19 protein-coding genes and 1 pseudogene are annotated in these 26,986 nt (G+C 49.4%); 6 read left to right on the forward strand and 14 right to left on the reverse strand.

Annotated elements, in window-relative coordinates; all coding sequences use genetic code 11:
- Window positions 1-5 precede the first annotated feature (5 nt).
- From A3848_RS31735 to A3848_RS13885, 6 genes are all read right to left on the reverse strand, one after another.
- Window positions 6-632: a YIP1 family protein gene (locus tag A3848_RS31735; RefSeq protein WP_074085528.1), complete on the reverse strand. Its 627-nt coding sequence runs from the start codon at window positions 630-632 to the stop codon at window positions 6-8.
- The gene (locus tag A3848_RS13865) at window positions 629-2,089 is read right to left on the reverse strand and encodes an NHL repeat-containing protein (RefSeq protein WP_074085529.1); all 1,461 of its coding nucleotides are present in this window, start codon (window positions 2,087-2,089) and stop codon (window positions 629-631) included. Before A3848_RS13865 ends, A3848_RS31735 begins: the two co-directional genes overlap by 4 nt.
- A 19-nt stretch (window positions 2,090-2,108) precedes the next feature.
- Window positions 2,109-2,990 (reverse strand): carbohydrate ABC transporter permease, encoded by an 882-nt coding sequence (locus tag A3848_RS13870; RefSeq protein ID WP_074085530.1) that lies wholly within the window; start codon window positions 2,988-2,990, stop codon window positions 2,109-2,111.
- Complete coding sequence (locus A3848_RS13875) at window positions 2,987-3,949, reverse strand: carbohydrate ABC transporter permease (RefSeq protein WP_074085531.1); 963 nt, start codon at window positions 3,947-3,949, stop codon at window positions 2,987-2,989. The genes A3848_RS13870 and A3848_RS13875 overlap by 4 nt, the downstream gene beginning before the upstream one ends.
- Window positions 3,950-3,967: 18 nt before the next feature.
- A complete protein-coding gene (locus A3848_RS13880) occupies window positions 3,968-6,862 on the reverse strand; it encodes an extracellular solute-binding protein (RefSeq protein WP_074085532.1) in 2,895 nt (964 codons plus the stop codon).
- 101 nt (window positions 6,863-6,963) lie between these two features.
- Window positions 6,964-8,355 (reverse strand): ABC transporter substrate-binding protein, encoded by a 1,392-nt coding sequence (locus A3848_RS13885; protein WP_074085533.1) that lies wholly within the window; start codon window positions 8,353-8,355, stop codon window positions 6,964-6,966.
- Window positions 8,356-8,666: 311 nt separating this feature from the next.
- Here A3848_RS13885 and A3848_RS13890 point away from each other — a divergent pair, with 311 nt between their 5' ends.
- The 4 genes from A3848_RS13890 (at window position 8,667) to A3848_RS13905 (ending at window position 13,531) form a co-directional block, all read left to right on the forward strand.
- On the forward strand, window positions 8,667-9,434 hold the full coding sequence (locus A3848_RS13890) for a helix-turn-helix transcriptional regulator (protein ID WP_074085740.1): 768 nt from the start codon (window positions 8,667-8,669) through the stop codon (window positions 9,432-9,434).
- A 406-nt stretch (window positions 9,435-9,840) separates the two neighbouring features.
- Window positions 9,841-10,740 carry an ABC transporter permease subunit gene (locus tag A3848_RS13895; protein WP_256702366.1) on the forward strand — a complete coding sequence of 300 codons (900 nt, stop codon included), beginning with the start codon at window positions 9,841-9,843 and terminating at the stop codon, window positions 10,738-10,740.
- Window positions 10,737-11,699: a carbohydrate ABC transporter permease gene (locus A3848_RS13900; RefSeq protein ID WP_208619393.1), complete on the forward strand. Its 963-nt coding sequence runs from the start codon at window positions 10,737-10,739 to the stop codon at window positions 11,697-11,699. The genes A3848_RS13895 and A3848_RS13900 overlap by 4 nt, the downstream gene beginning before the upstream one ends.
- 41 nt (window positions 11,700-11,740) lie before the next feature.
- The gene (locus A3848_RS13905) at window positions 11,741-13,531 is read left to right on the forward strand and encodes a type 2 periplasmic-binding domain-containing protein (RefSeq protein ID WP_074085535.1); all 1,791 of its coding nucleotides are present in this window, start codon (window positions 11,741-11,743) and stop codon (window positions 13,529-13,531) included.
- 117 nt (window positions 13,532-13,648) lie between these two features.
- Here A3848_RS13905 and A3848_RS33560 read toward each other — a convergent pair.
- The 4 genes and pseudogenes from A3848_RS33560 to A3848_RS13925 all read right to left on the reverse strand — a co-directional run.
- A pseudogene (locus A3848_RS33560) lies at window positions 13,649-14,205 on the reverse strand (transposase); the annotation flags it as partial.
- A gap of 440 nt (window positions 14,206-14,645) precedes the next feature.
- Window positions 14,646-15,434: an alpha/beta hydrolase gene (locus A3848_RS13915; RefSeq protein WP_074085537.1), complete on the reverse strand. Its 789-nt coding sequence runs from the start codon at window positions 15,432-15,434 to the stop codon at window positions 14,646-14,648.
- A 17-nt stretch (window positions 15,435-15,451) separates the two neighbouring features.
- Entirely contained in the window at window positions 15,452-16,984 is a 1,533-nt protein-coding gene (locus A3848_RS13920; protein ID WP_074085538.1) for a carboxylesterase/lipase family protein, read from the reverse strand.
- A 72-nt stretch (window positions 16,985-17,056) separates the two neighbouring features.
- On the reverse strand, window positions 17,057-18,871 hold the full coding sequence (locus A3848_RS13925; RefSeq protein ID WP_074085539.1) for a family 43 glycosylhydrolase: 1,815 nt from the start codon (window positions 18,869-18,871) through the stop codon (window positions 17,057-17,059).
- Between the two features lie 183 nt (window positions 18,872-19,054).
- Between A3848_RS13925 and A3848_RS13930 the strand changes: the two genes are divergently transcribed.
- On the forward strand, window positions 19,055-19,846 hold the full coding sequence (locus A3848_RS13930) for a helix-turn-helix transcriptional regulator (protein WP_074085540.1): 792 nt from the start codon (window positions 19,055-19,057) through the stop codon (window positions 19,844-19,846).
- A 40-nt stretch (window positions 19,847-19,886) separates the two neighbouring features.
- On the opposite strand, the gene A3848_RS13935 is transcribed toward A3848_RS13930, so the two are convergent.
- The gene (locus A3848_RS13935; RefSeq protein WP_074085541.1) at window positions 19,887-21,869 is read right to left on the reverse strand and encodes a glycoside hydrolase family 31 protein; all 1,983 of its coding nucleotides are present in this window, start codon (window positions 21,867-21,869) and stop codon (window positions 19,887-19,889) included.
- A 129-nt stretch (window positions 21,870-21,998) separates the two neighbouring features.
- Here A3848_RS13935 and A3848_RS13940 point away from each other — a divergent pair, with 129 nt between their 5' ends.
- A complete protein-coding gene (locus A3848_RS13940; RefSeq protein WP_074085542.1) occupies window positions 21,999-22,877 on the forward strand; it encodes an AraC family transcriptional regulator in 879 nt (292 codons plus the stop codon).
- Window positions 22,878-22,905: 28 nt separating this feature from the next.
- Here the strand turns inward: A3848_RS13940 and A3848_RS13945 are convergent, their stop codons facing one another.
- From A3848_RS13945 to A3848_RS13955, 3 genes are read right to left on the reverse strand one after another with little or no spacing between them, the layout of a single operon-like run.
- Complete coding sequence (locus tag A3848_RS13945; protein ID WP_074085543.1) at window positions 22,906-24,417, reverse strand: glycoside hydrolase family 43 protein; 1,512 nt, start codon at window positions 24,415-24,417, stop codon at window positions 22,906-22,908.
- Window positions 24,418-24,444: 27 nt separating this feature from the next.
- On the reverse strand, window positions 24,445-25,872 hold the full coding sequence (locus A3848_RS13950) for a glycoside hydrolase family 43 protein (RefSeq protein ID WP_074085544.1): 1,428 nt from the start codon (window positions 25,870-25,872) through the stop codon (window positions 24,445-24,447).
- A gap of 46 nt (window positions 25,873-25,918) precedes the next feature.
- A complete protein-coding gene (locus A3848_RS13955; RefSeq protein WP_074102354.1) occupies window positions 25,919-26,935 on the reverse strand; it encodes an endo-1,4-beta-xylanase in 1,017 nt (338 codons plus the stop codon).
- Window positions 26,936-26,986 lie beyond the last annotated feature (51 nt).

Consider the following 26,986-nt stretch of genomic DNA (forward strand, 5'->3'; position numbering starts at 1 on the left):
TCCTCCTATCCTCTCAAGACAATTTCTTGGGTTATGGTTGAGATAAATTCAACAATTTGCTGAATCAGACTGAAAAAAAGCAAGGCCAGGAAGGCCATAAAAGCCATAGCCACTACTGTTAACAGAATCGTTCCGATCGTCTTGGACGGAGAAAACTGATGAACCGTCATAATTCCGACAAACAGCAGCAGGCCCGACCATATCACGGCAAAGTTTTTGAAAAAATAATAAAAAGAGCTTTCCTGCGCAGTAATGATATTGCTGATCCAAATCCACGGAAAGTTGATAAGCACGATCGGAATCAGGGCAAAGCAAGTGGTGATAAAAATTTCCACGAACTTCCCTTCCCCGTCCATCAGCGTGGTCAGCGACCAGTTCGCCACACACCAGAAGAGAACGGGAACCAGCACATAGGCTGTTTCCAGCAGGCTGTTCAGATCCTTGGGATTGTTCAGATTCACCAGAAATCCGCTGTACTGGCTGCCCAGTATATTGGTCAAAATAAGCATAAACAATATACCGAAGGACAGGATCAGGCTCTTTTTTTGACTGCATTCATATTTGAGATCCCAGTATCCGTTGAACGGATGAACAATGACATACAGCGGAGTGTGCAACGCTTCTCTGTTCAATGGAGTACAACCTTCTTTCTTGCCCTCATTTTCCGGTACATTCTCCAGATCTGCCATATAATCACCAGGGCGATGACAACGGTCATTATGGTGGAGAAATGTTCGCGTAGCACTTCTTTACGGTAGAGCAGGAACGCTTTGGAATAGTTAGTCCGGTCCATACTTCGCTTGAAATACTGAACCGCCTCCTTGTATTCGCCTTTCCGGAGATGAGCCTTGCCTATGCCGGCATAGGCATACTCCATATTCGCGTTCATGTTCACAACCTTGCTGAAGAGCTGGTAAGCCTGTTCTTCATCGCCTCTGTAATAGCTTCTAACAGCGTCGTTCAGCGTCCTCCCGTAATCGGTGGTCTGAAATACCGTGATTTCCCCAAGCGTCTGGTCCAGCACAAGGATGTCATCGCCGTTATGCTCAATGGCAGCAGGGGTATTGAATTCACCCAGACGGTTGCCGAGTCCGCCAAAAATATACATCAGGTATCCATCGCCATTGTAGGTAAAGACCCGGCCCCGTTTGGCGTCAAGCACCGAATACATCTCGCTGTCGCCCACATCAATATCCACAAGACGGGGAGCGCCGCCCGAGAGCGTCGAATACATGATATCGCCGCTGGGCTTATAGTAGCCCTCTCTTCTCAGGATATCCGCGCCCTGCGCGTTCAGCTTCTTGATCGGGTCACCGTATTCGTCACCATTAGTTGCATACAGGAAGCCTTCATCATTCATATCCAGATTGGTAAATTCGGTTGGTGTGTACATGACCATTTGCTCGCGCTGTGCCTGGGTCGATATGGATTTCCAGAAGTAATCCACGGGATCCACATGCACCCGGTTCGCGCCCATGAACGATTTAAAAGCGCCGTCCGAACCGAACTCCATAAATCCGTCGAAAACACCAGCAGACATGACATAGATTCGGTTAGCCTTATCCACGGCTACACGAACAGGCTGAAAATCAAAGTTCGCCTGCAGCAATTCGGATTTCGGCGATTCGATGACACCTACCGCATTGAACCGGCTGTCAAAATGAACGATACGTTTATTCCCCGTATCTGCGACATAAATTTCCTTTTGGTCTGTCACAAAAATCCCCTGCGGATTGTTGAAATGCTCCGCCTTCCCTTTGAGCAGGAACGAGTCCACGGTTCTGACGAATTTATAGTTCTGATCTAGTACAACAAACCGGTTATTGCCTGTATCCAGCAAGTAAATCTGCCTGTCGGACGTCACCTGAATATCCTGCGGATTCTTGAAATCACCTGCACCGGAGCTTATGCCCGTTATTAGCGTGGTTGCCTCATAGGCGGACGGAGCCGCCACATTATCCCCCCAGTATGAATAATTGTAGGAAGGGGCCGCGCTCTCCGCCTGGACAAGTTCTCCTCCAAGCCCCAGGCTGACCAGGCAGCACAAGGCCAGCAGACCGGCTTTTCGTTTCTTCATGCTTGCGACCATTGGTTACCGTTCCTCCTTTCTACTCCTTCATACCGGAAGTGGCCATCGTCTGGATGACACTGCTCTGTGAAATAATGAACAATAGAATCGGCACTGTCATGAGCAGCAGAGCCACCGCCGCCCCTACCCCGGCACGCGCAATTCCTCCCTGAATAATCTGGCTTAACGCATAATGAAGGGTCTTCAGGTTCTCACTGTAGATGAAATTGCCTCCATCCGTGCCCCACAGCGCCGGAAATTGCAAGATCATAAGCGTCAGCCATGCCGGTTTGACATTAGGCATCACGATTTGCCAGAACACCCGGTATTCATTCGCCCCGTCAATTTTGGCAGCTTCAATCAGTGCGTCCGGAATCTGCTCCATAAACTGCTTCATCAGAAACAATCCCAGGGAGAACGCCAGTGAAGGTACGATAATCGCCGCTTGTGTATTGATCCACCCCAGCTGGGACATCACCAGATAGTTGGGAATGGCCGTAACATGCGGCGAGAACATCAGTGACAGCACCACAATCTTGAATAGCATACCGGAGCCTGGAAATCTGAACTTGGCTAGGGGATAGGCCGCGGCTGATGCCAGCAGGATATGCCCTGCGGTCCCCACCAGCGTAATCAGCAGTGTATTCGCCACATATCTGGAGAAAGGCACCCAAGAATTCCCCATAATTAATACAAGATCCGTGAAATTCTCCATCGTCGGGTTTCTCACCAGGAAACGCGGCGGGAAGATAAACAGCTCGTCAAGCGGTTTGAATGCATTGTTCACGGCATAGACCAAAGGAAGGACCATGAACGAGCCGAACATCAGCAGCAGCCCAAATAGCATAAAGCTGACAATAAAAGATCGGTTCAGCCTTTTTTGAGGGCGAAAAGCCCCTATAACTCTTGCATACAGGGTCATTCACCCACCTTTCTCAGCAGTTTCTGGGTCAGCATATTGGTTCCAAGCATGATGCCGAAGAGTATGGTCGCAATTGCGGAGGCATAGCCCATCTCAAAGCGGAGCGTCCCGTAATCCATCAGATGGGTTACGACCGTATGCGCCGCGTAGTTGACGCTCGGGAACCCCGCAAGTGCTATAGATACATCAGCCACCGCGAAGGAGGCGGTGATCTGCATGACGGCACCGAACATCAGTTGCGGCCGCATGGATGGCAGCGTGACGAACCATAACTCCTGCCAGCGGTTCTTGATCCCGTCCATTGCTGCTGCCTCGAACAGTGATGGGTCAACGGTCTGCAGCCCGGCGATAAAGGCCAGAAAGCTTGTGCCCAGGCTGAGCCAGAGCTGAACGATAATCACAATAGCAAGAACATATTTCTCATTCTGCAGCCATTGAACCGGTTCAAGCAGCACGCCGATTTTCATCAGGAAGCCGTTGAGATAGCCGTAGCTGTCTCCTGAGAAGACGATCAGCCAGATAAAGAACACATTGCCCGAAATGGAAGGCGCATAGAATACCAGGGTCATAAGCGCTCTGACAAAGGGCGACAATTCATTGATCAGCCAAGCGAACAGGAAGCAGGCGATATAGCTTAACGGGCCTGTGATGACGGCGAACAGAAAGGTGTTTTTGAGCGCAATCATAAAAACATCGTCGCCCAGAAACAGCCTTGAATAATTCTCCCAGCCTACGAAGCGGGGCGTCTCCAGCATATTGAAGTAGAAGAAGCTTAACCCCAAGGAGACGACCACCGGAATGACTGTGAACAAGAAGAAGATAATCATATAGGGGCTCATCATGAGATAATAATGCTTGCTCTTCTTCATTTCTTTCCATAATAGCGCCAAGCGGGACTTCTTGACGGGACTGGCCAGCCCATGTAAGGCTGGTTCAGTGGCATTTTGTATGTGTACCATCGGCTTACAGCCTCCAAACTAATACGGGAGTTTAAATTCCTTCCGCTTGATCTGAATTTCATCGTTAATATAGATCAGATAATCCGATAAAGCTTCGCGCGGATTCACGTTCCCGTTCACAACCTTGCGGAACGCATTGTCCAGATGTCTGCCTGTGAAGTAGCCGCCGGGAACCTGCGGGTTGCCTTTCACCCATTGCCACTGGCTCTCCAGATTGATATAATCCTTCACCGGCCATGGTAATTCCTCAAGCGCCTCGATATTGGCAGTCGGGTAGCGGGCTGCCGCGCCCATCAGACCTTCCATTTCACGTCCGTACTGGACCTGGGTTGCCTTGTCTGTCCACCATTTCATGAACTCCCAGGAGGAATTCTTGTCCTTGGCGTTCTCCAGCAGCATGACTCCGGTCGTATGGCTGGCCACGCTGTGGTCAACCGTACCGTCCGCCTGAGGCGTACCTGGAACGAGGGTGAATTCCCATAGATTGCGGATTTCGGGAGCCATAACGGTAAGGCTGTTATAGATCGTGTAATCGGCAATCCCAATCGGCATTTCCCCTGTACGGAAGCGGTTCGGAAAGTCCGCCTTGACCGGGAACTTGTAATTGGTATAGAACTGGGTCCATTTGTTGAATTCTGCCATGGAGATCTCTGAGTCCAAGGCGCTTTGCTTCTGGTCGTCCGTATACAACTGCCCCCCATTCTGATAGAGCAGCATGGTGAAGGCCGCATTCGGCACCAGCGTGGCATTGTTCAGCGTATCTTCAAGCGGAAGATAGAACTCCAGATTATGCCTTTGCAGAACGGACACCACATTGTATACATCCTGCCAGGTTTTGGGCGGCTCCAGACCAAGCTCCTGCAGAATATCCTTCCGGTAGAACAGCATAGGGAATATCTGCTGCTCGGGAAGCCCGTAGACGTTTCCGTTGTACTTGTATGGCGTCAGAGCGCTGTCACGGAATCTGGAAGTGACCTCTTTGAAATCAGCAAACCCGGATAAATCCGCCGCTGCTTTTCTCATTGCATAGTTGACGGGAAGATCCTCTCCAATCTGCATGGCTACGTCCGGCCCTTCACCCGCCAGCGTCGCAGGCAGCAGAATATTGGGCGGCACTAGTCTTAGAGAAACGGAGATGTTCGTATCCGGTGTGAACGTATCGTCAATCATGCTCTTCATCACTTGGGCCTGATCCCGGCCGGTTGAAATCCAGACCGTGATCGACTTCTGCTTCTTCGCCACGTTCCCGATGCTGTCATAATCCGCGGTATACGAAGCAGTAAACGCACCCAGCTCATGCTTCAGCTTCTGGAAGAAGGTGGCCTGTGCACGGGGAAGCTTCTTGCCTGGAGCCGACACGATTAGGGAATCCAGGGTCAACGGCTGCTCCTGCACGGTAAGTATCCATGTTCCGAGTCCTCCTACATTGGTTTTGAACGAAGTCAGCCGTTTGGCAACCGTGCCCGGATTCTTCACCATATCCTCCAGCTGGGTCACCATAGAGTATAGAATCGACACCTTGTCGCTGCGTTCCCCGGTGGCCTGCTCCAGATAATTGCCGACACTTCGAATGATATCCGCCTGTTCCCGGAACACTTTGGTCATATCCGGAATCCGTTTCTCCAACTGATAGTCGCGGAACTTGTCAGGATTGTTGGAGGTAATTGCCAGAATGTTGCGGTACATTTCATTCAGGGTCAGTACACTGGACTGGATCGTACGGACCAGAGGCGCGATATCGCCTAGTGTGACCGTCAGCCTTAACGTGTGCGTCCCTTTCGTGAGATGAAACAGATAAGGCTCCTCCCCGCCGAGCACGTTCATTTTCCAGCTGGGGCTGTAATTGAAGCGGATCTGCTTCATTTCCTTGAACGGATATTCACCATCAATCGTCAGACTGCGGTTGGCGTAGACGCCCCGAAGCTGATCCTGCTTCTCCTTGAGTGCAATCTGGTACAGCCCGTCTTCAGGCGCATTGACCTGCCATTCTATCCATTGACCGGGCAGCTTCCAGTTCACACCCCCGATCGTATTAATCCTTATACTGGAGACATGGTAAGGAACAACTGTCGGACTGGAATGGTCTGACAACGGGTATAAGGTCGGTGAGGATTTGGCAGACGCTGCTTCCGCCTGAACCTCCATATAGGGTTCAGTTACAGGCTGCAACCCCTTGACCTCATAATCCTGTTTGACTTCTGAATAGGATTTGACCTTCTGATCCTGAAACAGCTCAATATAATCAATTGCCATAGGCTCACGGAGTGCGGTAAGCGACAGATTCTGGTTCCCCTTCTCCAAATAGAAGGAATACGGCTCCTCATAGAAACCTTCGCTGTCTGCGAACACAGAGGATTGCCATACCGGCTTCTCCACCTGTCTGGGGCGGAGGTCGTTGCCGCGGTCATCCCTTTTGACTTCGGCCTCCCGGTTGCCCCAGACCCGATCGAACAATAAAGAGTCTGCGCCCTTGAACGGCGTCTTCTGATTAATGGCGAAGGAGCGTTCAATCGATGAGCTTTTTCCTTCTATCGGGTAATAATGAATGCGTATGTTGTACAAGCCGGTTTCGGTAATCGGCACATCCCAGCTGATCGTTCCCGATTCGGGAGTAATGACTGCGGCACCGCTCAGCCCCTCAAACTGCTCTTTGACTTCAAATGGCTCACCCTGGGTCAGGGAGAAAGCTTCTCCCTCGATCCGGATATCCTGATCCGGCCTTTCAGCATTCTTATATTGCTTCAGGTAAGCCTCATAGCCGCCTTCAGCCAGATCATTCGAGACCGCAGCAAACTTGCCTTCCTGTGGCGAATCGGAATGAACGGGAGGCTGCGAGGAATTAAGCATCCAGAACGCCCCGGCCAGCAGTGCAACAACTAATATAATCGCTGTGCTCCTATTTCGAATATTCAACGTTCTCCTCCCCTTAAGCGATGGATCATCATTGGGATTAACAGTCCGCCAGGCTGGTGTTTGCAGCCAACCGGGGACTGTTAATTTATAAGGCTATCTGTTTATTTTTTGTAGACAGCATCCACAGAAGCCTGAACCTTCGCTTTGTATTTCTGGATGACAGTGGACGCTGACGTTCCTTTATTAAGCTCGCCCAGCAAGTCGTAGTAAGGCATCGTCGAGAATGTGTTATGGTTCGTAAGCCTCATGCCGCTCTCTACCAGCTTCGCATTGTTGATATCTTCCTCATTGTCATAGGTGCTTTCCAGTGATGCCTGTTTCGGATATTCGTAGATCGATTCGATGTCGTTGATCTTCTCCCAGATATAGAGCAGCCATTCCGGGTGCTCCGATTTCTTAGGAATGGTCAGGAACTGGACACTGGATTCCACGCTGTGATAGGTGGAAGCGCTTGGCCCTTTGGGAAAAGGAACAAAGCCGATATCATAATCCTTCATATCCGTTTTGAACCCGCTGGCTTCATAGTCCGCTCCGGCATACATCAGTGTGTTGCCCTGCCGGAAGAATTGAGCCGGTTCTTTCCAGTCACCGCCCTCTGTCGGTCTTGCCACCTTCTCCGCTCCCAGCTTGGAGATGAACTTGAAGACCTCAAGGGTTTTGGGATCATCCAGATTTTGCTTGTCATCCACGGTAAGATCGGTTTCATTCGAGGCAAGCGCCATATCCAGGAAACCGGAGGAGGCCAATCCCCAAACATCAAGTTTTCCGTTGTTATCGGTATCTTTATTGGCCTCTTTCGCTACTTGAGAGAAGGTATCCCAGTTCCAGTTATCTTCATCTACATATTCCTGGAGTGGCTTCATTCCCAGCTTCTTCATCAGGGTCCGGTTATAAAAAATACCGCTAATCAGATTGCCAGTGTTCTCTGAAAAGCCATACCCCTTGCCGTTGTATTGGGAGAAATCACTGGTCATCTCCTGGTTGAAAGCATTCTCATTCTTGGTATACTCGTCAACCGGCCAGAACAAGTCCTGCTTGGTCAATGCCGGGATCATGTAGGCCTTGCCCATTCTGACAATATCTCCAAGAGGCTCGCCGGCTACCAGTGAAGCTACAACCTTCTTCTGGTATTCACCGAAGTCGAGCGCAACGTACTTCACCTTGAAATTATGCTTCTTTTCCAGCTCCTTCAGGTTTTTCTGGCGCTGGATATTATCCGGGTTGTCCTCTGGAATCGTCATATCCCACCAGGAGACAATCTTGATCGTTTTGCCCCCCATATCAAAATCCATTTCCGGTGTGGCGTTTGTCGGTTCTGCGCTAGCCGATGCTTCCGGGCTGACCTCTGTCCCCGGCGTATTCGCCGCAGTTGTAGGTTTGGCTGACGCCTCGCCGCCGGCATTGGTGCTCTTACCGGAGCCCCCGCTGCATGCAGTCATCGCAGCAACCAACATCAAACTAGTGAATACTGACATTACTTTCTTTGCTCGCATTATGTGCCCCCCCAAGTATGAATGACTTACCTCGAAAGTTTAGCGCTTACATTTCCATGCAACAACCTGCCTAACTTCAGCAGTTCACCCGACAGATTATAGGTCCGGTCACAAGCCCTGTACACTTGTTCAAGGACTTCATTTATCTGGTAAACAAATGGTACCTGCCTCAAGAAATGCACATTGTAGCCTTTTCGTCTGTTGCACATAATGGATTATAAGCACTATTTTATGAGCCTGGTCATCATTCCTGGAAGCCAGTCACTTGATTGTTAATCCATTCAATTCCTCTGGAAAGCGGGGTCTTCATATTGTATAGAATCTTATGTATCGAGCGAAACAGCCAATTGAGAGAGATCGCTTCGTATATGGCGGGTGGCTTGATTACGGATTTCAGCATACACCTGCATGCCGATTATTCGTCCGCTATCCTTCCGTTAATCCGGAGAGAAGACATTTCGCTCATACTTCTTAATATTAGGAACGACCATTTGACGGGAATGGGACTCTGTGAGCAAATTCGCAGGGAAAGTCCGGTTCCAATCATTCTTTTGGGAGGCAGCAGTGATTTTGATCTGGCGCGCAAAGCGCTGATGTTTGATGTAAGCGATTACTTGACCGACCCCGTTAACCCTGAAGAGCTGGCTAGAAGCCTGGAAGCGGTCAAACGGAAACTTGGACCCCTGAGCAGATCCAACACTCCGTCTCAAGCCGTTGGAGAGGCAGCCGGGGAAAGAGACTCCGCCGCCTCCTGTTCGATCATTAATACGATAAAACAATACGTGGATGAGCAGCTGCACCAGAATATTACCCTGAAACGGATATCCGATTCCCTGAATTTCAACTGCGCTTATCTCGGACAAAAATTCAAGCAGCACGAGAACATGTCTTTCAACGAATACCTGCTGAGGCAGCGCATGGAGAAGGCGAAGCTGCTGCTGGAAACCACCGATATGAAAATCTACGAGATTGCGGACGCTGTCGGGTATACGGAAATGGACTGGTTCTACAAAAAGTTCCGAGAATATACGGGGACGAGTGCAAACGAATACCGAAAGCAATGCTTCATCACGGCCTGAGCTGGATGGCTTATGCAATTTTTCAGACGGAAAATAATCAAACGGCTGCTCGTCCTTTAGTGGACAACGCAGCTTTTATTCATAAATATTTTCCATTTATACTAATTATTTTAATATTTAAAGTTTAACTGTTATCACAAATGAGTTTTATCTAATAATAGATCAATAAGTCGTGAGGATCGGTCATTGTTTGAACGAAAACGATAATTTATTATAGTTGCATGGTTATGTAAGCGCTAACATGTAAAAGGGGGTTAGGGTAAATAGCATTAGGATTAACCCACGGCCAAGCCGCAAATGGTTCAGGGAAGGAGGAGTGCCTGTCAGCCAGTAGGCTTAGGGTATAGCAGTCCTGTGAAAGGCTCCAATTATACAAAGGGGGAGTGAACCGATGCGTAGTCACAGCATGAGAAGCAATTCTATTCGTAAATTTCTTTATATTTCGCCCTTTATGGTTTTACTTGCTGTCTTTGCATACTATCCGCTCTATGGCTGGGTATATGCATTCTTTGACTATATGCCGCCGATTCCGCTGTCACAATCGCCTTTTGTCGGGTTGAAATGGTTTCATTCCCTGGTAGAGAACCAGGTAAAGGTCGATCAGCTGCTTCAGGTCATCAAAAACACCTTCGGCATCAGCGGGCTGAGCATACTTTTCTCTTGGCTCCCCATGATCTTTGCCATTTTCCTGACAGAGATCAAAGCCGTCCGTTTCCGCAAATTTATCCAGACCGTAACCACCCTTCCGAACTTTATCAGCTGGGTACTGGTCTATTCCCTGGCATTTTCCATGTTCTCCAGTGAAGGGGTCGTCAATGGTTTTTTGAGCCAGATGGGGCTGAGTGACTCTCCTATACTCTTTCTTCAGAACTCGGACCATGTCTGGATTACGATGTGGATATGGGCCACCTGGAAGTCACTGGGCTGGTCGGCCATTTTGTATATAGCAGCGATTATGAGTATTGATGAGTCCCTGTACGAAGCGGCTTATGTAGATGGTGCAACAAGAATGCAGGTCATCCGGCATGTAGTTCTGCCAAGTATGCTGCCGACTTATTTTGTGCTGTTGATGCTCCAGATTGCCAGCTTCCTGAACAATGGGCTGGAGCAATATTTTGTTTTCCAGAATGCCTTCAACAAAGACACCATCCAGGTATTGGATCTATATGTATACAACCTGGCTATGGGAGGCGGCAGCTATTCCGTTTCCGTCGCGATCAGTATGCTGAAAAGCCTGATTAGTGTTGTGCTTCTCTTTTCCGTAAACGGGCTGTCCAAATTGTTAAGAGGGGAGGGCATCGTATGAGTGACAACCAGACCGGTTTGACGCCGAATGCCAAAGAAAATAACATCTCCCCCAAAATTAAAATGCAGGTCAGTGCAACCGACAAACTGATTTCTGTTGTGATCTACGTGCTGTTTTCTCTCTTTGCATTTATGTGTGTCTATCCGTTTTACTCCATCATTATCAATACCATAAGCGCCAACGATCTCAGTGCCAAAGGTGAAATTGTGTTTTGGCCAAGGCAGATCCATTTCCAGAACTATGTTGATGTGTTCAAAATACCGGGACTGTGGAATGCATTTGTCATTTCTTTGGGGAGAACGGTAATAGGTACACTTTTGACTGTCGGGGCCTCTGCCTTTTTGGGGTTCATGTTTGCCCAAGAGGATATGTGGGGGAAAAAATTCTGGTACCGCTTCACCATTATTACGATGTTCTTTAGTGCCGGCATTATCCCCTGGTATCTGACCATGCGATCGCTGCATCTGACCAACAATTTCCTGGCATACATCCTGCCGTCCATCGTAGCCCCGTTCTTCATCATACTTGTAAAAACGTTCGTAGAATCCACGCCGAAGGAATTGCAGCAGGCGGCCAGCATTGACGGTGCCGGGATTATGACGATCTTTTACAAAATTATCTTGCCCATAAGCAAACCGATATTGGCGACAGTCGCCATATTCTCGGCAGTCAACCAGTGGAACTCCTTTCAGGATACGCTGTTGCTGGTTACCGACAGTAAATTATACAGCTTGCAGTTTATTCTGTATAACTACATCAATCAGGCCAGTTCCTTATCCACCATGGTCAATCTGCAGAATGCCGGATCTACCGCCATGGCCAGTCTGTCCACCAAGCAAACCACTACATCTATTCGGATGACTGTTACCATTATCGTTGTCGCTCCTATTTTGCTGATTTATCCAATTTTCCAAAGATTCTTTGTAAAAGGAATTATCATTGGTGCAGTCAAAGGTTAAATTGCACCATTATGATAAATTAATCATTTGGGGGGCTGTAAATGAGTAAACACAATAAGCTGGCAAGAACATCATCAATGCTGTTCGGCACCACCCTGCTTCTGGTAACAACGATATTGAGCGGATGCAGCAGCAACGCTAATAATGCGGGTACAGCAACGGGATCACCTGCTGCGGGTACAGCCACCGAATCATCCAATCCGGGTACAGGAATTGATCACAGCAAGCCTTTGACCATTAACGTATTTGACAATGCCGCAAATTACCAGGGTGAGCAGACCGGATGGTACGGAAAACTGATTAAGGACAAGTTCAATATCACTCTAAATATTCTATCTCCGCAGGTTGCCGGCGATCAGCTATACAAGACAAGGTCGGCATCGGGAGATCTGGGAGACCTCCTGATTATTGATAACAGTCAGCTCGAGGAATTAATTCCGGCGGGTATGATTATGGATATCACGGATAAGATCAAGAATACGGAGTACCTGTCCAAATATGTGGACAATCACTTCAAGCCCTTCAATACTGCATTCGAAAGCATTAATCCAGACGGCAAAATTTATGCGCTGCCAACCTTTACATCGGACACTTCACCGACCACATTCTCGGAAGAACTCCCTTACTCCAGTCCGCTAATGCCTTGGGATTATTACAAGGGAATCGGGGCTCCCAAACTGAACAATCTGACCGATCTTCTGAATGCCCTGAAGCAGATGCAGGCGAAGTATCCCAAGACACCTGACGGCAAACCGATCGTTCCAATTACCTTGTGGAAGGACTGGGATAACGGAAGTATGGAAAATGTTCGTTGGCTGAGTAACTGGTACGGTTATGAACAGCCAGACGGAACCTCAACCTTACAGTTAAACGCAAAAGGCGACATCGTTCCTCTCGTTGACGACAACAGTATGTACAAGAAGATCCTCCAGTTCTATTATGACGCCAATCAGATGGGTCTCGTTGACCCTGACTCACCGTCCCAGGATTGGAATAAAGTCTCTGAAAAGCTGACTAACAAACAGGTCCTGCTCTTATGGTATTCATGGCAAAGAGGCTTCTACAATACCATTGAAAGAGGCAATAAAGGTGACGGCAATGTGGCCATTCCAATCGCGGATACCCATATTATCCAGAATAGTGATGCCTACTTCGGGAACGGAAGAGTATTTGCCATTGGTTCAAAAGCAAAGAATCCGGAAAGAATCATTGAATTCATGGATTGGCTGTCTTCACCGGAAGGCCTGCGCTACTATACCAATGGATTTGAAGGCTTCAACTATGAAAAGACAGCTGACGGCAAGTTTAAGCTGACCAAAGTAGGACAAACGGCCTTCCAAGATAATACCCCTGTTCCAGATCAATACGGCGGCGGAGGATATCAAGACGGCCAGAGTAAGCTCAATACTATGATTATGAGTGACTTTGTAGTAGATCCCGATACGAAGGAATTCTACAACAGCACCTATTGGAGCTCAACGATTGAGGCAAACAAGACGGTTCTGACTACGGAATGGCAGAAGGCTTACAATGCAACCACTCCGACAGAGTACTATCAGAAAAACAATATGATCGATATCGTGCCGAACATTAATACCAGTCTCGGGTCGGACTCCTCGGACATCAAGAATAAACGCAGTCAGATTTCGGATGATGTGAAGAACACTTCCTGGAAAATGATATTCGCCAAGGATCAGGCAGAATTCGATAAGCTCTGGACTAAGCTGCAGTCCGATGTAGTGGGTCTCGGTTGGAATGACGTTCTTGCCGTAGATACAGAAAGAGCACAAAAAATCGTAAAAATGCGTGCCGATGCAATCGCCAACAAATAGATTATTATTGCTCAAGCACATGCATCTCTTCTGTTCTAACTAAGTGGAAAGGGGCTAAAACGCAAGGGGCTGTCTCAAAAGTAGATTTTCTATGGAGGGGGATCGTTCTCTTCATTCTTAAAACCACAAAAAGTGAGCAAAGCAGCGCTTCTCCCGTATTTGGAGAAGCGCTGCTTTGTGTTTTTGGTCCACTGTGGCTTGCTTTAGCAGATTATGGGCAAGCAAAAGCCACCCGACTTCGAGGGTCACTTTTCCCATCCCTCGAAGCAGAAATCGCCGGAAGCCCCGGTTGTTCTTCAGTTGTCCAAACACACTCTCCAACGTTTCCTTGCTTTCTTTGCGGAAATGCAGCGTTTGTCTGGCTGGACATGCTCATGTATCCCCGGCTTCGTCGTACGTCCAGTTCTCAATCTTTCCGATATTCTCTTTCCAGGTTTTGCTCTTTTCTTTATGGTAGCTGCCGTATTGGACCACGGCCTACACGTGTTCGTTTTCCAAATACGTCAAGTTCTCTTCACTGCCGTAGCCTTCATCCGCATGAAGGTTGCATCCGGGTCCTTCTTGCTGAAGCTGTTTCGGTCCCCCAGCAGGGTTTGGTATTGCTCATATTTCAGCAGTCTGGGCAGCAGATCCTTGCGGAGCTGCCAAACGGCTTTTTTCAGGGGCTTATCTTTGGACATTCACGACACGAACGAGGTGGTAAGAAGGAATGTCATCTTCCAGAACCATTGGCAAGCAAAGTTGGTCCATGCTATATTGAATGTACAAAGAAATCGCTCCTTTGGAATGGTTGGGTGGTACCTCCATTTTACCAAAAGAACGATTTCTTTTTCGTGTTATTGAAGAGTGAAAATTCGTATCCCGCTTAAACAGCGGAGAGGACGGACTGATTGTGGAAAAGCGGCAGCGGTCGCCTTGGTCTCCGGATTTTCACCGCTAAGGGGAATGAAAAAAATCTGGAGAGCACAGCGATTGGAACAACGGTCCGTTCGCGCAGCGTCCACCCAAGTGCTCACGTTGATCCTACTTAAAAACAGGGGGCTATCGTTTTCGGTTTTTAGACCCAAGAACGGTCCCATACTAGAATATTCTACTTAATCCTTGAACCGGTCCGCTAAAAAATAAGCTTGGAGAACTGATACAACCCGTTCTTCCAGACCGGCCAATCATGGTCGCCGTTCTCCTCTACCCAGATATGCGGCACGGAATGCTGCGACAAATAAGCATGCGTCCGGTCGCTGACATTCTTGAGACTGTCCAGATCCCCACACGATAACCAGAGCAGACTGAGCAGCTCGGCGGCCTTCTGCGGTTCCGGAAACAACAGCTCAGGCAGCTTCGTATTGGGAGCCGGAGAGAACGCCCCGATCCAGGCGAAACGGTCCAGATGGTTCAGACCGATATTCAGGGATTGACCTCCGCCCATGGATAATCCGGCAATGGCACGGTGCATCCGTTCTGTCCGAACCGGATAATTCGCTTCGATATAGGGGATTAGATCATGGAGCAAATCCGATTCGAAGGTTTCGAACGCCTGTACCTTGTCTGGAGCAAAATGATCTCCTTCTGCCCGGTCATTCAACATCGCCCGGCCGTTCGGAAGTACCACAATCATGGGCTTCAGCATTTGATCCGCATACAAATTGTCCAGAATGATCTGAGGCTTGCCGTGATTGTACCACTCTGTCTCATCTCCGCCAATCCCGTGCAGCAGATACAAAACGCTATATTTTTGCTCAGCGGAATAGCCGGGAGGTGTATAGACCATTGCCTTCCGGGTGTTGCCTACCGCTCTAGAGGGATATTCTACGGTATGGATTATTCCCCGGGCAATGCCTTCCCTCTCCTTGTCATATCCGGCTGGTGCCGTTTGCATCGTATAATCTGGAATACTGTCGTTCATTGCCGTTCATTCCTCTCTTAGATATGAATGGATTGCCGTTTGAAATATTGCCCGACCAGAAATTGCATAACCTCACCTGGAGGTTTCTCCTCAAATTCTGCCTTGTCACCAAAAGCCATGCCGTAAGGCGTTTCCGGCGTACACGGTCTCCAGAGAGGCAACTCCTCACCGGTGGAATCCTTGCCGTTAGGATCACCCGTGCCAATGAAATACGCAAGATAATTGCACATCTGGCGGGCAAGGTCATAATGTTTGCCCACAAAAGGCCGCCAGCATTTGGCCAGCGTTTCGAAGTGGAACCACAGATCCACCGAATGGAAGGTTCCCGGATCATCCCATCCGGGAATGTCGGCATCAAACGTGTAATAATACATCGGAACGCCGCTGCCGGAATCGCTATTGGCCTTAACGGCAACACGGACCGCATATTCAATATTGCTTACGGAAGCCTTCTGGATCATTTCTTCCAGCTTTCCTGAATCAACGCCGCATAACTTAAGGTACTCTTCCGCTTCGCCGCCGAACATTTCAACCGCCATGGCTCTGAATTCATCCACGCTGCCGGCACCTGGAACAGCAAAAAATTCGGATGAGGTATTTCCCAGCATGACCGGCACTTTATGGTGCTGCCCCTTTAGAAAAAGGTCATACGGGTCGCCCGGACAGTATAACTGGTCCATGACCGTGCCCCAGAAGCTGCCGTACTCCAGCATTTTATCGCGGATATAGACGGCATCCAGCTTGCGGGCCTCTTCCAGCGTCGACACTCCCATAAATTCAAAGAACGCTGCGCCCTCCTCTTCAGCATCTTTCAAGGTCCGGTGCTGCGGAGGCACCGGGTTGTCCGGGTACAGCGGAGTAAAGATCCCGCTCATAATCACGGCCCGCTGAAACAACCCTTCATTCTGCGGCGAGGTCAGTTGGCTCAGCACACTTCCGCCGCCGGCTGATTGTCCGCCGATTGTGATTTGGTCCGGGTCTCCGCCAAAAGCAGCGACATTGCGTTTCACCCACTGTGTGCCAGCCTGCTGATCCAGATGTCCAAAATTCGCGGGAGCATCGGGGGATTCTGCAGTAATCTCAGGATGGCTCAGAAAGCCAAATGCGTTCAGACGGTAATTCACAGTCACAACGACAATCCCCCTGCGGGCAATGCGTTCGCCGTCAAACTCCATTTCAGCAGTATGGCCAACCTGTAGTCCTCCGCCAAAATACCATACAAAGACAGGAAGCTTCTCATCGGCGCTAACCGCCGGTGTCCAGACATTCAGGTACAGACAGTCCTCATCCATCGGAAGATCCGGGTCGACCGACCATTCGCGGGTATAAATATTATTCACATCTATGACTGTCGGGGCCTGCATCGAAATAGGGGCAAAATCATATGCCTTCAATTGCCCTTCCCAGTTCCGCACAGGCTGGGGGGCACGCCAGCGGTTCTTCCCTACAGGCGGGGCCGCAAACGGAATTCCTTTGAAGCTGGTAATACGTGGATCAGCTGCCGGCAACCCCTGAACGATACCATTTTCAACACACACCGCTCTTAACATGCCATTACTCCTCTCTGGATATCAGCGCTTAAGCACACAGGAATCAGCTTGTTCTGTTTAAGCAACCCGCATTTACCTCACGGCTACTTCCATAAATACCTTCTTTAGCTCCCGGTTCAGATCTTTATCTTCTGTCAGATCCAAAACCGGAACACCGTCAATATCAAAATGCACGCGGCGCAAGCCTGAACTTCTCGGTCCGTCAATCCCCGGTCTTGCATGATAAGCATTCCAAATGACCCCATCATCATCTGTCACATAGGAGTTGTGGCCCGGCCCATATTCTCCGGGAACACTTCTGGAGGTCAGCAGCGGATAATTCCCTTTGGTCCAGCTGCGGGTGTCCAGCAAATCTGCATCCTTATCGGCAGTCAAGAGACCCACAACATAGGTTGCATCCACTGCCGCGCTGGCAAAGGTCAAAAATAATTTGTCTTCGGTGTAGAGGGCAAACGGCCCCTCATCTACAAAAGTATGATTATTGGCCCACCCGTAATCGGGTCTGGTCAGAAGTACCGGATCACTGGTCAGCTTCCACGGCTCCTGCGGGTCAATGGTGGCGATATAGATCCAGGCTCCAAGATCGGCAGGCACGAACTGGCGCTCCGACCATGCGGCGTAATGCTCCCCGTTCCATTGAATGACAGTCATATCGAGGGAAATGGTTTTGCCTGCTTCGCATAAATATGTACCATCTTTCTTCACTACACGCTTAGGCATGGACCAGTCAGCAGCACACATCGGATTTCCTTCTGCACGTAACTTCATGACATGCGACTCTTCATGCAGGAACTCCCCCGGTGTTGCCGCATGAAAGAGATATAGCTCATCCTCAATGCTGTGAAATTCCGGTGCCCACAGCAGTCCGCCGATCTGTTCATAGGTGTTCGAATCCAGAATCAATACTTCCTCGGCATCTGCCAGCCCGGGGATGGTATCCGCTTCCCGCATATATAGCGTGTGATTTTGGTCCGCATCGTTGGTAGCAATGAAATAATACTTCCCTTTCCATTTCGCTATGCAGGGATCTGCACGGTCGAATGCAACCGGAAACGGGTAATGATCCTGATGGACTTCACCGGAAATTCTATAGGTTCCAGCCTTGTCCCAATGGATTTCTTCCGTATTCCAATCCACTCTTTTCAGCGCTTGGGTGCCGTCACTGTAGAGAGCCGTTGCCCGGATCTCATCCAAATCCTCTTCCGATGCGGCTGTCACGCGGTCTGGAACTTTAATGGCAATGTTGGTTGGAACCGTAAGCTTGCAGTAGAGCCTGCGGGCTATTTCTTTCGATACCGGGATGTAATTACGCGGCAGGACCCCCTCAATATCGGCAAGCACTGCCTCCAGGGTAAAAGGCTGCGCCGCTTCCGGTGCTGAGATTTCCTTCAGACTCATGATATCGGCTATAAAATTCTGATAACCGTTCCCCCGATCATCGATCCAGCGGATCAGGTAGCCTTTCCGACCGGCATCGTACTCGCAGGAGACATCGCTTACATAAGTATCCGCCTTAAGCTCCAGCAGTCCAACTTCGTTGTATTGCAGCAAGTCACCGGAGGAGAACACCAGCACTTTCCCCTTACTCTCTGCATCGGCTTCGCCTTCTGCCTCCGTACGGACTGCGATGACCCCGAAATCCCCCTCGGAGGTGTGGAACAGATACGGATTCTTCAAGCTCTTGGCCCGGAGTGTACCATCCTCATTCTCTGTCGCCTTCGCGAATAAGACCCCCGAATTATGGTTTAATTCCTGAAAAAGAAGCCCGTCGTTGCAATAAGCCAAATGCATGCTGTGCGCCAGCTTCGGAGCATATACCATATCCTCCTGAGGTATCCGGGTATAGCAAAGGATATAATTCCGATCTTCGTGTTGTTGTGGTATCATTAAAAAATGACCCCCTCCATTATTGATAAATCCTAATGACCATTAACTACCATTTGAGTATTGAAATTCAGAATGTTTCCCCAAACGCCCTTAATACACAATATAAATTATAGAAAAATACTAAATCCCAAACAATGATATATCCTGCTCATTAATTGATGTATCCGAAGAAAGGAGAAGCCAATGCCCAAGATTCATTATGTCGAATTTGACGCTACTCATCCTGACGATTTTGTCTTCAGTATTCCCGATGGCCATGATGCCTGGCTTCTGGTGCTCACACAAACTGCGGCGTTGTTTGAAGTGAACGGGGAATTGAAAGAGTATCCGGCCCACTCTGTTATTCTTTATCCTCCTAAGCACACTATCTATTATCGTGCTTGTTCCAATAAGTACGTTAACGACTGGGTCCGTTTCGATGCGGACGAATCCTACATCACTGAAACCACTTTGCCTGTTGGTGTTCCATTCTCGCTGCCGGACCCCAGCTATTGCCATCAGCTGTTTCAACTGTTGACCTTTGAGCATACTTTTCAGAATGATTACAGGGAATTGTCCATCGACTACCTGTTTCGAATTATCTTCAATAAGCTGTGTGAAGCGTCCCAGGATAAGCTGAACCCGCAGTATTATAATCTACTAAGTTTGCGTAAGACGCTTTACAATAACCCCGGCCATCCTTGGACCGTTTCCCTAATGGCAGAGTATCTGCATATCAGTGCAGGCTATCTGCAGACGATATATAAATCTACCTTCGGGATCTCCTGCATGGAAGATGTCATTCATTGCCGGATTCGGCTGGCCAAAGAAAAGCTTGGCTTCGGTCCGCATAAAATTGCCGAAGTTGCAACGCTTTGCGGGTATGCCAATGTGGAGCATTTCTGCAGACAGTTTCGGCAGCTTACGGGTTACTCCCCCAAGGCTTACCGGGAGACACTCGCCTCCAAGGAACCGAAGGAACCGGCTGACAAATGATTTGAGAGCGGCTCCCAGGTTCAGCTTGGGTAGCCCCTCTCTATTTTCCGGGTTCACCAAGGACAGGCAGCGCCGCATCATCACGTAAGAACAGGGGAATCTGATGTAGCGGCGCATCCGACAGGATGACCTGGCCGCCTGCAAATTTTTCACGGGTATAGGCATGGGTCCAATGGGATCCTGCCGGCAAATATACCTTGCGCTCCCTTACACCTTCGAACAGCACTGGGGCGACTAGGAGATCGGGACCGAACATATACTGGTCTTCCACTTCCCAGGCTTCCGGGTCCTGAGGGAAATCATAGAACAAAGGACGCATCGGTGGTGTCCCCTTCTCATGAGCAGCCCTCATCAAACCAGAGATATAGGGCTTCAGCCGCTCTCTGACCTGCAAGAATTCCTTGAATATGTCGTATGCCTCTTCCCCGTAGCTCCATACCTCATTATCCGAGCCGCTGCCGCATACGCCGCCCCCCTTCGTCCCGGTAGGCGGAACAAAAGGCTGGCGGTCGCCATGAAGCCGAAAAACCGGAGAGAACGCACCGTATTGGAACCAGCGCACCATCAGCTCACGGAACGAAGCGTCTTCCAGATTGCCGCCATGAAAGCCGCCGATATCCGTTGTCCACCAAGGAATGCCCGCCATAGCCATACTTAGGCCAGCTCTCACCTGAATGCCCAGAACTCTGAAGCTGGAGTGTATATCTCCGGACCATACGAGAGCACCATATCGCTGGCTTCCCGCCCAAGCGGAGCGCACCAGATTGATGATGCCCGATTGTCCCTCGGCGGACATTCCGTCGTAAAAGGTCTGGCTGAACTTCACCGGATAAATATTTCCAATTTGCTTGCTGGAGCCGATATGGTAACGGTAAATATCGTGGTCGTAGACAGTCAGTTCAGGCTCTGCCTCATCGAGCCAGAATACCCGTATGCCTTTGTCATAATAGTTCTGCTTAATCAATCCCCATAGAAACTGGCGGGCTTCAGGGTTGGTTGCATCAAAAATGGAGTTTTGTCCAAGAAACTGGAACTGGGTGCGGACACCGCGGTCGGAGCGGAGCAGATATCCCTTTTCCAGCATCTCCTGATAGTTCTCGCTCTCTGTTTGTACGGTCGGCCATACGGAGACCATTAACTCTATCCCCAGCTCCTGCAGTTCTTGCACCATTCCCTCAGGATCAGGCCAGTAATCGGGGTCAAATCTCCAGTCCCCTTGATTCGTCCAGTGAAAAAAGTCTACTACGATAACATCGATAGGCAGATTCCGGCGTTTATACTCCCTGGCCACCTCCAGCAATTCTTCCTGGGTACGGTACCTAAGCTTGCATTGCCAGAAACCCATGGCGTAGTCCGGCATCATCGGTACCGTTCCGGTTGCCTTGGCATAGGCTTCCTCGATTTCGGCAGGAGTATCACCGGCCGTGATCCAATAATCCAGTTGTTTGGCCGAGGGGGCCGTCCATTCTGTAACATTCAGACTGAAATGCGCCTGCCCGATTGCCGGATTGTGCCACAAAAAGCCATAACCGGTACTGGAGAGTACAAACGGAACACTGATCTGGCTGTTGCGGTGGGTCAGCTCCAAGGAGCAGCCCTTTAAATTCAGGAATTGATGCTGGTATTGCCCCATGCCATACAGCTTCTCGGAAGGATCCGCTTCCAGCCGGAGCTTCACGGAATAATCACTGCCGCCGGGAATGGCCCGGAGTTCTCTTCCTCCATATTTTAATTGATAGGTATCTTCCGTTTCGTTAAGCAATAGTTTGCCATGCTGGTTATAATAGAAAATCTGCCCCTTGTCAGTGATCTCCGCCTTGATATTTCCGTTAACAATCGTCGCTTTCCCCTTATCGATGGTTACCTCACATTTAATCGCCGGTGCAGGCAAGAGCGCCCAATCATCATCGGTGATCTCCGAATAGGAAGCCCGGACACGCAGCGCATGTTCACCCCAAGGTTCGATCCAGACTCTTTCATGGTCATATTCTCTAATCAGTCTTCCATTCTCTTCACGAAACATAGCACGATACCTCCAACAGTTCTATAATAAGGTTGCAACCACATTATAAAGAGTGCAGAACCGCCATACTACACATAAAAGTACGCATCTATCATACGATATTACGTTTTATTGGAGGAGTGTATAATCGTGGAATCTTTCGAAGACCAGCCCTATCCGTGGAAAAAAGAGCACACTGACATTCCGGAGAATCTGTTTCCGATCAACGTTTTTCATATCTACTTTCCGGACCGGAGCATTATTCCGCCCCATTGGCATAACCATCTCGAATGGATTCTGATTACCAAAGGCAGCTTCCGGGTCCAAGTCGGCCCTAATTCCAGAGAATTAGTGAGGGGAGAGGTCGCCTTTGTCGGCCAGCCCCAGATTCATGCGGCTTATCCAACAGAGGATGGCAGTGAGTTGTATGCAATCGTCTTTAACGAAGCCTTGCTAAATGGAATGAGGGATTATACTGAAATCCAGTACATCCGTCCGCTTCTGGCCGGTGAGCTTCTGCTGCCCGGCTTCTACCTCATCCATGAACCGGTTACCAAGTCGATCAGGGAATGTATGGAACGGATGATTCTCAGCTATCAGAACAAAACCTTTGGCTATGAACTATGCATAAAAGGCGATCTTTTCTCCTCCCTGGGCCTCGCTTATCCACTGGCGCAATTCACCTCTCCAAACTCAAGGGCAGCGCACGGGGAGACAGGAATTCAGCCTGTGTTGATCCATCTTAGCAACCATTTTCATGAACCGCTGACGGTAGAGGAAGCTGCCCGGATATGCTGTGTAACACCCAATTATTTCTGTCATTTATTCAAAAAAACCACTGGAAAAACGTTAATCGAATATGTAAATATGCTTCGGATACATGAAGCCTGCAGACTGCTTCAGCTTAACCGGTACTCTATCCAGGAAGTTGCCTATAAAGTCGGCTTTTCTAACCTGACGTACTTTGGACGGATGTTCAAAAGGATCACCGCTATGACTCCGAGCGTCTACATAACGCATTTTATCTGACCATAGCGGGCTGTTTCCTTTTCAATCTTTAGGGCTTAATAAAATGAAAATAATCGAAATCAGTATAACCGCCGGACTGAAGGGTCGCGTAATTGAAGAGTCCAACTCTATAACCCATAAAATGATCCAGCGTGAATTTCATTTGCAGCGTCCGGCCGATTGGCTTCCACGCTGTTCCGTCCTCTGAATAGAAGAACTGCGCCTGGTCAAGGCTATCCTCAAAATTGAAGTCAATTCTGAGATACACCCGTTCACCGGTGAACACGATACTCTCCACCGCCTCCTCGCAGCCGTCGCCGCCGTTAACACACATATCGATGCTGAACTGTCCTCGCTCCCCGGCTGCGACCCTAACCGTGCCAAACCCGTTCTGCAGCGCTACCATTCCTGCCCGGTCACCGGGCTTCATTCCCGAGATCTCCAGTACTGTCTCCGCACTGCAGGCCGGACCTTCCGTACGTTGCGTCAGCGTATTGCGGGCAAATAGGATACTGTCTGTGAATGGACCGGTGCGGAGCCGCAGATAGCCCGGCCGCTCTGTCACAGACCACAGCCCATGGTCAGGATTATGGTTCCACTGCCAGTTCAAGGCCAGCCGGTTGCTCTCATAGTCGAACTCATCACTGATGACCAGAGGCTTCGGTTCCGCAACAGGAAGCTTTGTCTCAATACCTTGAGGTACTGAGCCATTATTCCTGATGACCGGCCAATCGTTCTCCCAGCTCACAGGAAGCACGCAGGGAATCCGCCCGACAGCATCATGATCCTGGAACAGCACAGCATACCAATCATGATCCGGGGTATCAACAATACCGCCTTGAGCCACACCATTATTATGGTAGCCGAGGTCATCATCCAGAATAATTTCCCGTTCATAGGGACCCAGAAGTTCCCGTGAACGGTAGCATATTTGACGCCTGCGCATATTTCCGGTTCTCGGCCATTCAATAAAGAACAAATAGTAATAACCGTTCAGCTTGTACGCATGACAGCCTTCAATCCGCAGACCGATGTCAGTCCGGTCGCCTTCGAGCAGCAATTGATCGGTTCCCCCCGGCTTTACAGCCGTAAGATCTTCTGTCAGCTCCTTAATCCGGATATCCCCATTACCATAGATCACATAATTGCGGCTATCGTCATCCAGCAGAAGGCCCGGGTCATGGTGAAGCCCCGGTATCACCGAACGCTCCCATATTCCATGTTCAATATCCTCCGTGCGGTAGATATAGAACTGGTCCATGTCATTGGATGAAAAGCAAACATAGAATACCCCGTCTTTGTGACGGAGCGATGCCGCCCAGGAGCCTTTTCCGTAAATACCTTTTCCGTCCAGCAGCCGGTGGGCATCGTTATCCTCAAAGGTATCAAATACATAATTTACAATTTCCCAATTCACTAGGTTAACTGATTTCATAATCGGACAGCCCGGCATGGAATGCATACTCGTGCTGACCATATAGAATATTGAACCAACCCGGATGACGTCAACATCGGGAACATCTGCCCACATGATAGGATTGGTTATAATAGCGGTATTCACTGTACAGCCCTCCCTGTATGAACTCCTCTACTCCACGAACTGCCATGATACAAGCTTAAATAATGGAACCCCTGTTTTTCCTGTGAACACCAGATACAGATCGTGGATTCCTTCCGCTCCGTTAACCTCCGCCTTTAACTCTATCTGATTCTCCGGCCCATCCGCAGCGGGAACAGGCAGTTCGCCAATGAATAGACCTGCCGGTTCATCCAGATGCAGCTCAATCGTACCGCCGCCCTCTAGGCATATGACAGAAGCACTGAATGCTCCGGCACCTTTACTTCCGAAATCGACCCCGGATAATCCGATCCAGTCGCCATTGCCAATATCCGTTACAATCCGGTCTCCCACTGCCGCCTCGAATTCCGTCATTACGCCCGCACTCCATCCTATCGTCACCGCCTGAACACGTTGATACGGACTCAAAGACTTGATTTGCTGTACACCTTTATAGTCTGCTTCCACATGCTGAATGGAACCATCCCCATTATGGAAAAGGCGGCCCAGATGCGTTGAACGGTAGCCGTTCGCAATGCCCTGTGCTTTGGACAAGGTTTGCGCGTGATAGGCGATGTACCATTCATCATGAAATTGGAATATCGCATGATGGTTATTACCTGACACTCCGAAAAAATGCCCAGGGTTCTTTAGTATCGTCTCACGGTATGTCCAGGGACCCATTGGGTTGTCACTCGTCATATAGGCAATCTCACCCGCAGGAGGACTGCCTTCCGGACGTTCCCCGTCATAGAAATTCGAACAGTAGGTATAGTAGTAGACTCCGTTCCGCTTATGTATCCCGGCATCCTCGAACATGAATGGTGCGGGAATAACCTCAGCAGTACCTGCTACGCTGGTCATATCCTCCCCCAGCATCATAACCCGTGCTGTGCCAGGCTCGGTGAACTGTCCTTCCGGGACTCCGCCTCCGAAATAGATGTAGCCCTGGCCGTCATCATCAACCAGTACTGCCGGGTCGAACAGCCAGGTAACCTCTTCAACTCCAGGAGTGGACCGCAAAATAAGCGCCTCACCAATAGGGTCAACCCATGGTCCCACCGGACTGTCACTTGTCAGAACACCGATACCGCTGGCATTGTTGGCGAAGTACAGGAAGAATTTATCCTTGCCTCCGATTACCTTATGGACTGCTGCAGGCGCCCAGGACTGGGTAGCCCACTTGGCCGCTCCGTCCGGCCCTGCTACTGCAATTTCGCCGTGATCAGTCCAATTGACTAGATCACTGGAGGAGATTACCGCAATCTTACGGATACTGCTATAAGTATTTTCTTTGATCGTACCGTTCCCGTCATACTCCAGTGCATCATGGGTCATGTACAAATAGACCCGGTCTCCAAATACCAGGGCATACGGATCGGCCCCATATCGGTTCGCAACCACCGGATTCCCGTTAGGCGGAACCTTTCCTATGGCTTGATTCAATTGAAATACCATTCTATGTCCTCCATTTTTTGAATTTCCCGAACTTCATCAAGTATTATCATATCGAAGCAGCCAGATCGGCAAGCCGTCCGAACGAAGCTTTGGGCTGCTGGTGTACGTCAAACAGAAATGGCCAGTTTTTACGCCCGCGAACCGGGAAACCATCCAGCCAGGTATAATCATCCGCTACACCCCAGAACGTAACGGAATCAATGACCTTTCTGTATTCCAGCAGAACGGCAAAAATCTCCGCATAACGTTCTTCCTGAAGCTTCAGCATCGCAACTGTTGGCGCTTTCAAATCAGCCCGTTGATCTTCGAACCGGAACATGGAGAGATCAAGCTCGGTAATGTGGATTCTAAGGCCAAGAGAAGCATATAATTCAATCGCACTGCGGATTTCGTCAATGGTTGGGCCATAGATGTTCCAGTGTGCCTGCATACCTATCCCGTGAATAGGTGTATTCTGGTCGAGCAAACTGCGGACCAGCTTGAAGATCTTGTCGCGTTTAACAGGATCGGTCTCATTATAGTCGTTGTAGAACAACAAGGCGCCCGGGTCTGCCTGATGGGCCATTTCAAAAGCCTCACGGAGATAGTCCTCTCCGAGGATTTCGAGCCATTTCGTATCCCTCAAGTATTGGTCCGACTTATCCTCAATGGCTTCATTAACTACATCCCAGGCATAAGCCTGCCCGCGGTACCGGCCCACAACAGCGTTGATATGGGTTTGCAGACGGCCGAGCAGCTGCTCTCTGGTGCACGGCTCCCCCTCTGAATTGCGGAACATCCAATCTCCTGTCTGGTTATGCCAGAGAAGTGTATGGCCCCGGACTGCGATTTGATGGGCCTTAGCGAACTCAAAAATACGGTCGGCTGCATCAAAGGTAAAGATCCCTTCTTGCGGCTGGACTTCCTCAGGCTTCATCACATTTTCAGCTGTAATGCTGTTGAAATGCTTAGCAATGAAAGGCGCTTGAGCAGATAAAACATCCATGCTGACCGCAGCGCCCATTTTGAAGGCGTCCCGGAACACTTCATGCAATGCGGGTAACCCGCTATTTGCCTGTGTCATCTTGTATAACCTCCTAATTTGAATGTTGAACAGACAGTTAAGTCTATAATA

This window comes from Paenibacillus sp. P32E (assembly GCF_001909085.1).
GTDB classification, from domain to species: Bacteria; Bacillota; Bacilli; order Paenibacillales; family Paenibacillaceae; genus Paenibacillus_AQ; species Paenibacillus_AQ helianthi.

Excerpts from the sequence above, each read along its gene's own strand:
- A3848_RS13865 (WP_074085529.1), bottom strand. The coding sequence starts at position 2,089 with ATGGTCGCAAGCATGAAGAAACGAAAAGCCGGTCTGCTGGCCTTGTGC.
- A3848_RS13870 (WP_074085530.1), bottom strand. The coding sequence starts at position 2,990 with ATGACCCTGTATGCAAGAGTTATAGGGGCTTTTCGCCCTCAAAAAAGG.
- A3848_RS13875 (WP_074085531.1), bottom strand. The coding sequence starts at position 3,949 with ATGGTACACATACAAAATGCCACTGAACCAGCCTTACATGGGCTGGCC.
- A3848_RS13885 (WP_074085533.1), bottom strand. The coding sequence starts at position 8,355 with ATGCGAGCAAAGAAAGTAATGTCAGTATTCACTAGTTTGATGTTGGTT.
- A3848_RS13895 (WP_256702366.1), top strand. The coding sequence starts at position 9,841 with ATGAGAAGCAATTCTATTCGTAAATTTCTTTATATTTCGCCCTTTATG.
- A3848_RS13900 (WP_208619393.1), top strand. The coding sequence starts at position 10,737 with ATGAGTGACAACCAGACCGGTTTGACGCCGAATGCCAAAGAAAATAAC.
- A3848_RS13905 (WP_074085535.1), top strand. The coding sequence starts at position 11,741 with ATGAGTAAACACAATAAGCTGGCAAGAACATCATCAATGCTGTTCGGC.
- A3848_RS13915 (WP_074085537.1), bottom strand. The coding sequence starts at position 15,434 with ATGAACGACAGTATTCCAGATTATACGATGCAAACGGCACCAGCCGGA.
- A3848_RS13920 (WP_074085538.1), bottom strand. The coding sequence starts at position 16,984 with ATGTTAAGAGCGGTGTGTGTTGAAAATGGTATCGTTCAGGGGTTGCCG.
- A3848_RS13925 (WP_074085539.1), bottom strand. The coding sequence starts at position 18,871 with ATGATACCACAACAACACGAAGATCGGAATTATATCCTTTGCTATACC.
- A3848_RS13930 (WP_074085540.1), top strand. The coding sequence starts at position 19,055 with ATGCCCAAGATTCATTATGTCGAATTTGACGCTACTCATCCTGACGAT.
- A3848_RS13935 (WP_074085541.1), bottom strand. The coding sequence starts at position 21,869 with ATGTTTCGTGAAGAGAATGGAAGACTGATTAGAGAATATGACCATGAA.
- A3848_RS13950 (WP_074085544.1), bottom strand. The coding sequence starts at position 25,872 with ATGGTATTTCAATTGAATCAAGCCATAGGAAAGGTTCCGCCTAACGGG.
- A3848_RS13955 (WP_074102354.1), bottom strand. The coding sequence starts at position 26,935 with ATGACACAGGCAAATAGCGGGTTACCCGCATTGCATGAAGTGTTCCGG.